Here is a 6,482-nt window from a genome sequence, read left to right as displayed (position 1 = left end):
GCAGCGCGTCGCGGTCGGTGAGAGGGTCGGGGAGTGCGGGAACTCGGGAAACAGCACCGAGCCGCACGTGCATGTTCAGGTGTCGGCGTCGCTCGCGCGCGACGCCGCGGGCATCCCCCTCGTCTTCGTCCGTACAGACGGAGGCCGGTTCGTCCCGCGCAACGGCGAGGTGGTCGACGTGTGACTCAGGTCTGCGGCCCAGCCATCTCCGCGCTCAGAGCGGTCGGCGGCAGGTGCGGATGCGGCTGCATATCGACGCGGTGCGTGCCGCAGTGCGCGCAGCGCACGTAGACGACGACGCCTTCGCTCGTCGGATGCCGCGACTCCGCGAGCCAGGCATGCTCGTGAGCTTCCGCGGCAGGGTGGACACGGGGGATCGGGAGGGTGTGCGACGAGGTCATGCATCCAGCGTGATGTAATGGTCTTATGCATCTCAACCCTTACGGAGAGTATGCGGTGCTGTTGGCCGCGTCTCTCGCGAACGACTGGCCGGAAGACCGCGCCGGGATCGTGGCGCGGACGCTCGAACTGGGGATGACGCAGACGTTCCCTCCTGCCGACGGCGACCACGAGAAGGTGAGGGTGGTCATCGACGATTGGCTCACGATCGTCGATGAACCCGACCCCGACGCGAGGGCCCTGCTGCTGAATGCCGAGCTCGCTGCGGCCGCCGCCTATCCGCGGCTCACCAACCACGACAACGAGGGGTGGCACCTGCACTACCGCGATGACGTGCCGTCACTGCCGTACGTGCTCCGAGCGATCATCAGCCTCGGCACCTCGCTGCATCTGGTCACGCGCGGGATGAGTCGACTCGGGCGCTGCCAGGCTGCTCCGTGCACGAATGTCGTCGCCGACGTGACCCGCAACGGGCGTCAGCGCTTCTGCTCCGTGCGCTGCGCCAACCGGGCGGCTGTGCGCCGACACCGGGCGCGCACCTGATCGGTGCGGTCAGGCCGTCTGTCCGGCGTGCTTCCCCTCGCCGATCTCCTCGACGAGCTTCGCGTTGAACGCCGGCAGGTCGTCGGGGGTGCGGCTCGAGACGAGCCCCTCGTCCACGACGACCTCCTCGTCGACCCATGTCGCACCCGCGTTGCGGAGATCGGTGGTCAGACTCGGATAGCTGGTGAGCGTTCGCCCGTCGACGACGTCGGCCTCGATGAGGATCCAGGCGCCGTGGCAGATGACGCCGACGGGCTTGTGCTGCTCGAAGAAGGCCCGCGCGAGGTCGATGGAGGCCTTGTCCATGCGCAGATGATCGGCGTTCACGACACCGCCGGGAAGCACGAGTGCGTCGAACTGATCCGCGGTCGTGTCGGCGGCATGCAGATCGACGGCCTGCTCGTGCCCGTTCTTGCCCGTGATGGCAGCGCCGTCCGGAGCGATCATCGTCGCGCTCGCGCCCTGCGCGGTCACGGCATCCCAGGGGCTCGTGAGTTCGCTGTCCTCGAATCCGTCCGTTGCCAGGAAGGCCACGCGGCTGCCGCTGAGAGTCATCATTCGTCCTTTCGTGGAGGGAATCGCCCGCCGTTCTCGGGGACGATTCGACCCTCTCCCGCCGGCGCCCCGGAGAGAAGGGGGTGGCCGATACGCGATGCGGGTGATACGGGGGAGGGCACGGTGGACGACGGAGCCGTGCCATGCAGATACCGACCGGGCGAGGTGCCGACGGTGCGGCGGAACGCGGCGAGGAATGAGCTGGGTGTGGAATAGCCCACCGCGCCGGCAACCCGCGACACCGGCTGTCCTTCGGCGAGTAGTGGAAGGGCGGCGCGCATGCGCAGATGTGTCCGCCACCGCTCGAAGCTCATTCCCGTGTCGTTCGGAAAAAGTCGCGTGAGCGTGCGGCGACTCAGGCCGATCGCTTCGGCGTGCGCCTCCAGACTCCGTGGATCTGCGGGATTTCTGCGCAGTGCCGCCGTCACCTGCTCCACCCGCGGATCGACCGGCGCAGGCAGGATGATCGGCGTGTCGGGCAACGGCTGGAGCAGGTCCATCACCACGGCCTCGGCGCGGGCTCGGGCCTGCTCAGCGAGGTCGGTTCGCTGCAGGTGCACGATCAGCTGGGCGAGGAGACCATCGACCGCGATCGGGGTCGGTTCCGACCACCCACGAGGGAAGGCGTCGGGGTCGAGGTAGAGGGCGGCGAGCACGGCATCCCGCGTCGCTCCCGTCGCGTGCACCACGCCCGCCGGGATCATGAGTCCGCGAGTGGGAGGCAGCACCCAGTGCGCGTCGCCGATCGTGACGCCGAGGACACCGCTGCGTGTCCACGCCAGCTGATGATGCGGATGGCTGTGCGGTTCGATCCAGTCGCCGGAGGTCAACGGGAAGCTGCCGACCACGATCGCACCTGCCGTCGACGGCACGATGCCGGCGTCGACCGCCTCCAGCCTGCGACGTGCGGACATGTTGAGAGCCTACCAACGGTTTGGCCTAAACGCGCTAAACACTGGCCCCGTAGCGGATTGTGGACAAAGGACAGCGTTCTCTACGGTCGAAGGCATGCTCCCGAATCGACCCGCCCTCCCCGCCACAGACCCGGGCACTGCGCACCGCCGGGGAACGCTGATCGTGCTGTGCTTCGTGCAGTTCATGCTGGTGCTCGACGACACCGTGGTCAATGTGGCGCTGCCCAGCATGCGGGACGACCTGGGTTTCGCCGTGCTCGACCTGGCGTGGGTCGTCAACGGGTACTTCCTCGCCTTCGGCGGGCTGTTGATCCTCGGAGGTCGGCTCGCCGACTTCCTCGGACGCCGTCGCATGTTCACCTGGGGCGTCGCTGCCTTCGGCGTGGCGAGCCTGCTCTGCGCCCTGGCGCAGGAGCCGTGGCAGCTCATCACCGGGCGTTTCGCGCAGGGGGCAGGTGCGGCCATCGCCAGTCCGGCAGCACTCGCCCTCATCATCCGGATGTTCCCCGACCCGCATGAGCGCGCCAAAGCCCTGGGCGCGTGGGGGGCCGTGGCTGCACTGGGCGCGACCACGGGGCTGGTGATCTCCGGCGTCCTGACCGGACTCGCCTCCTGGCGGTGGATCTTCCTGATCAACCTCCCCGTTGCGATCATCGCGCTGGTGCTGGTGCCTCGCATGGTTCGTGAGAGCCGAGCACCGAGGACCGGTGGTCGGATGGACATCCTCGGGGCTGTCCTCGGCACCGCGTCCGCGACCTGCATGGTGTGGGGAATCCTGCAGAACGCGGAGACGGGGTGGGGCAACGTCGGTTCGACCGCCTCGCTGCTCGCTTCGGTGGCTCTTGCGATCGTGTTTCTCGTGGTGGAGACGCGGGTGGCGCACCCGCTCGTCCCCCCGTCGTTCTTCCGGGCCCGAGTCCGCCTGATCGCGAACATCGCGACCCTGCTGACCTCGGCAGCCCTGTACGCGATGTCGTTCCTGGTCATGGTCCATATCCAGACAGTGCTGGACTACGACCCCTTCACCGCCGGAGTCGCCTACCTGCCCTATGGCGCGGGCATTCTCGTCGGCATCTGGCTGTCGAGGCATTCCGTCTCCAGACTCGGGATGCGGGTGACGCTCACGACCTCGCTGCTGGTGACATCGGCCGGCCATCTGCTCCTGGCGGGAATCGAGTCAGGCGACGACTACCTGACCGGCCTGCTGCCCGGACTCCTCGTCGTCAGCATCGGTTCCGGGCTGGCGCTTCCCGCGCTGACTTCCGCGGCCCTCTCCGGCACCGGCGATCGCGACGCGGGCCTCGGCTCGGCGATCTACACCTCGATGCAGCAGATCGGTGGGGCCATCGGCATCGCGACGCTCGTCGCCCTCGCCAGCGGACGAACCGAGACAGCGCTCTCGGATGGTCGGACGCCTGTCGAGGCGGCCACCGATGGATTCGTGCTCGGACTGCACTCCGCGGCGATACTGCTCTTCCTCGCCGCTGTCTCCGTGTTGCTCCTGCGGACGGCGCGAACGACGAAAGCAGACCACAGGCACGCGTGAAGAAACAGACCCGAGGCGGGGCCTGCGAACAGCCGACGCCGGGGAGCGAACGGGATGACACGGTGGGCCCCGTGGGGCTCGAACCCACGACCCGCGGATTAAAAGTCCGATGCTCTGCCAACTGAGCTAGAGGCCCCTCCCCAAAGTCTAGTGCGCACGACGAGGGGCCGTCGGCGACACAGTGTCGCCGACGGCCCCAATCCTTCCCGGGTTCCTCCCCCTGCCCCCGAGAAGGGCGCGTGCCGGGATCCTCCTCCCGACCGCCCCAGCTTAGGAAGCCGGGGGCATCAGGACCGAGTCGATCAGGTACACGGTCGCGTTCGCCGTCTGCACTCCACCGCAGATGACGCTGACGCCGTTGACCTTCAGGTCATCGCCGCTGCCCGTGACCTCGAGATCGGCGCCCTGCACGGTCGTGTGCATGCCGTCGATGTCGGCCGGCTCGATCTGTCCGGGGACCACGTGGTAGGTCAGGATCGAGCTCAGCGTCGCGCTGTCGGTCTTGAGAGCCTCGATGGTGGCCGGGTCGATCTTCGCGAAGGCGTCGTCGACCGGCGCGAAGACCGTGAACTCGCCACCGTTCAAGGTGTCGACGAGATCGACGTCGGGGTTGAGCTGTCCGCTGACGGCAGCGACCAGCGTGGTCAGCAGCGGGTTGTTCGATGCCGCGACCGCGACCGGGTCCTGCGACATTCCTTCGACCGAGCCCGCGCCGTCCGGCACGGCGTCGGCGTACGCCGCGCAGCCGGGGCCGACCAGGTTGGCCGCGGGATCCATCTCCGTGGGCGTCGACTCCGACGTCTCGGGTGCCTTCGGCTCTGACGACGAATCCGTGGTGCTGCCGCTGCCCATGGAACAGGCGGAGAGCAGGAACGCGCTCGCCAGGCCGAGGGTGATCGCTGCGGTGATCTTCTTCTTGGTGCTGAACATGTCGAGCTCCTTCAAGAACTGAGCCACGGCCTCTCCGTGGCGTCGAGGGCTGTTCGGAGCCCGTTCCGGATCGGATGGGACGAATCCGAGAAAACTTCGAAATCGACCCGATGACAGTTCCGAAGTGAACGGTTCGCGAGGCCGATTCCTTCACGTTCGGGTGACGTCTGCACGTGATCGGGGAGGAGATGCGGCATGCTGGGGGAGATGGTCATCGATGGGTTCGACGTTCCCGAGGACGGAGCGACGCAGGATGCTGTCGCCGACCTCCTCGTCCGCGTCGCCTCCGGTGATCAGGTTGCCTTCGCGGCTCTCTACGACACGCTCTCCTCTCGCGTGTTCGGTCTCATCCTCCGCGTGCTGATCAACCGCGCGCAGAGCGAGGAAGTGCTCCAGGAGGTGTTTCTGGAGATCTGGCAATCCGCTTCGCGCTTCGCTCCGAACAGAGGTCAGGGACGAGCGTGGATCATGACGATCGCACATCGCCGGGCCATCGATCGGGTGCGAGCTTCGCAGTCGAGCGCTGACCGGGACGTGAGAGCAGGCTTCAAGGACATCGGCGTCGCGCACGACAGTGTCGCGGAGCAGGTCGAATTGGGGATCGAGGGAGGAAAGGTCGTCCAAGCGCTCTCGGGACTTCCCGAGGCGCAGCGCGAAGCGCTCGTCCTCGCGTACTACGGCGGTTACAGTCAGAACGAGATCGCGGCTCTCGTGGGAGCGCCGCTGGGGACGATCAAGACACGGATGCGAGACGGGCTTACCCGTCTGCGCACGGCGATGGGGGTGACGGCATGAACGAGAAGGAATTCGCGGAGCTCGCAGCAGGTGCCGCGCTGCACTCGCTCTCCGCAGATGACGAGCGCCGCTATCGTGCCGCCCTCGCGGATCACCCGGAATGGCGCACCACCGTCGATGCGGATGTCGCGGCGGCCGCGTCGCTCGCCGATCCGGTCGAGTCCGTCACCGCTCCCGCGCACATCCGCTCCGCGCTGCTCGCGCAGATCGCGGACCTGCCACAGGACGGCGGCGCGGGAACCGCCGCCGTACCCGATGCGGAAGACCCCGATTCTGTCGGTCCGGCCTCTGCGCCCGTGAACGGTCCCGCGGCGACACCTTCACCGAACCCGAGACCGCGCCGGTGGGGTCGAACCGTCTTCGCTCTTGCGGCGTGCCTCGCCGTGCTCGTGGGCGTCGGCATCGGAGCGGTCGTGCTGAACCAGCAACTGAACCCTCCGGCGAGCGTCGTCGCCCTGCAGGAGATCGAAGCGGCGGGAGACGCCGAGCAGGCGACGGTCGCCCTCGACGACGGCGGGACGGCGACCGCGCACTGGTCGGCCTCGGTCGGCAAGGCCGTGCTGGTCGCCGACGGTCTTCCCGCGCCCGGGGACGGCGAGACCTACGAGCTCTGGTTCGTGCGCGGTGACGCCCCCGTGTCAGCGGGCGTCTTCGACGTCGCGGACGGAGATGCGACCGCACTCCTCGCGGGAGACATGCAGGCCGGCGATGCGATCGCGGTGACGGTCGAGCCGGCAGGCGGCTCGCCGACAGGGCAGCCCACGTCCGACCCGGTGATCGTCATCCCCACGGCGTGACCG

8 protein-coding genes, 1 tRNA gene and 1 pseudogene are annotated in these 6,482 nt (G+C 68.1%); 5 read left to right on the top strand and 5 right to left on the bottom strand.

Annotated features, from left to right (window positions below; genetic code table 11):
- Window positions 1-184, top strand: a pseudogene (locus CQ042_RS20610) (peptidoglycan DD-metalloendopeptidase family protein); the annotation flags it as partial.
- Window position 185: 1 nt separating this feature from the next.
- On the opposite strand, the gene CQ042_RS11515 reads toward CQ042_RS20610, so the two are convergent.
- Window positions 186-401: a hypothetical protein gene (locus tag CQ042_RS11515; RefSeq protein ID WP_105670617.1), complete on the bottom strand. Its 216-nt coding sequence runs from the start codon at window positions 399-401 to the stop codon at window positions 186-188.
- Between the two features lie 25 nt (window positions 402-426).
- Between CQ042_RS11515 and CQ042_RS11510 the strand changes: the two genes are divergently transcribed.
- Window positions 427-942, top strand: a complete 516-nt coding sequence (locus CQ042_RS11510; protein WP_105670616.1) for a CGNR zinc finger domain-containing protein — start codon at window positions 427-429, stop codon at window positions 940-942.
- A 9-nt stretch (window positions 943-951) separates the two neighbouring features.
- On the opposite strand, the gene CQ042_RS11505 is transcribed toward CQ042_RS11510, so the two are convergent.
- A complete protein-coding gene (locus CQ042_RS11505; RefSeq protein WP_105670615.1) occupies window positions 952-1,497 on the bottom strand; it encodes a type 1 glutamine amidotransferase domain-containing protein in 546 nt (181 codons plus the stop codon).
- Window positions 1,497-2,411 carry an AraC family transcriptional regulator gene (locus CQ042_RS11500; protein ID WP_105670614.1) on the bottom strand — a complete coding sequence of 305 codons (915 nt, stop codon included), beginning with the start codon at window positions 2,409-2,411 and terminating at the stop codon, window positions 1,497-1,499. The genes CQ042_RS11505 and CQ042_RS11500 overlap by 1 nt, the downstream gene beginning before the upstream one ends.
- Before the next feature lie 94 nt (window positions 2,412-2,505).
- Between CQ042_RS11500 and CQ042_RS11495 the strand changes: the two genes are divergently transcribed.
- Entirely contained in the window at window positions 2,506-3,957 is a 1,452-nt protein-coding gene (locus tag CQ042_RS11495) for an MFS transporter (RefSeq protein ID WP_105670613.1), read from the top strand.
- Between the two features lie 63 nt (window positions 3,958-4,020).
- Here CQ042_RS11495 and CQ042_RS11490 read toward each other — a convergent pair.
- Window positions 4,021-4,093, bottom strand: a tRNA-Lys gene (locus tag CQ042_RS11490).
- A 134-nt stretch (window positions 4,094-4,227) separates the two neighbouring features.
- The gene (locus CQ042_RS11485; protein WP_105670624.1) at window positions 4,228-4,887 is read right to left on the bottom strand and encodes a fasciclin domain-containing protein; all 660 of its coding nucleotides are present in this window, start codon (window positions 4,885-4,887) and stop codon (window positions 4,228-4,230) included.
- 195 nt (window positions 4,888-5,082) lie between these two features.
- Here CQ042_RS11485 and sigK point away from each other — a divergent pair, with 195 nt between their 5' ends.
- A complete protein-coding gene (sigK, locus tag CQ042_RS11480) occupies window positions 5,083-5,682 on the top strand; it encodes an ECF RNA polymerase sigma factor SigK (protein ID WP_181157544.1) in 600 nt (199 codons plus the stop codon).
- The gene (locus tag CQ042_RS11475; RefSeq protein WP_105670612.1) at window positions 5,679-6,479 is read left to right on the top strand and encodes an anti-sigma factor domain-containing protein; all 801 of its coding nucleotides are present in this window, start codon (window positions 5,679-5,681) and stop codon (window positions 6,477-6,479) included. Before sigK ends, CQ042_RS11475 begins: the two co-directional genes overlap by 4 nt.
- Window positions 6,480-6,482: the final 3 nt, after the last annotated feature.

This window comes from Microbacterium sp. MYb62, assembly GCF_002979475.1.
Lineage (GTDB): Bacteria > Actinomycetota > Actinomycetes > Actinomycetales > Microbacteriaceae > Microbacterium.
This window is presented reverse-complemented; position numbering and strand designations above follow the sequence as displayed.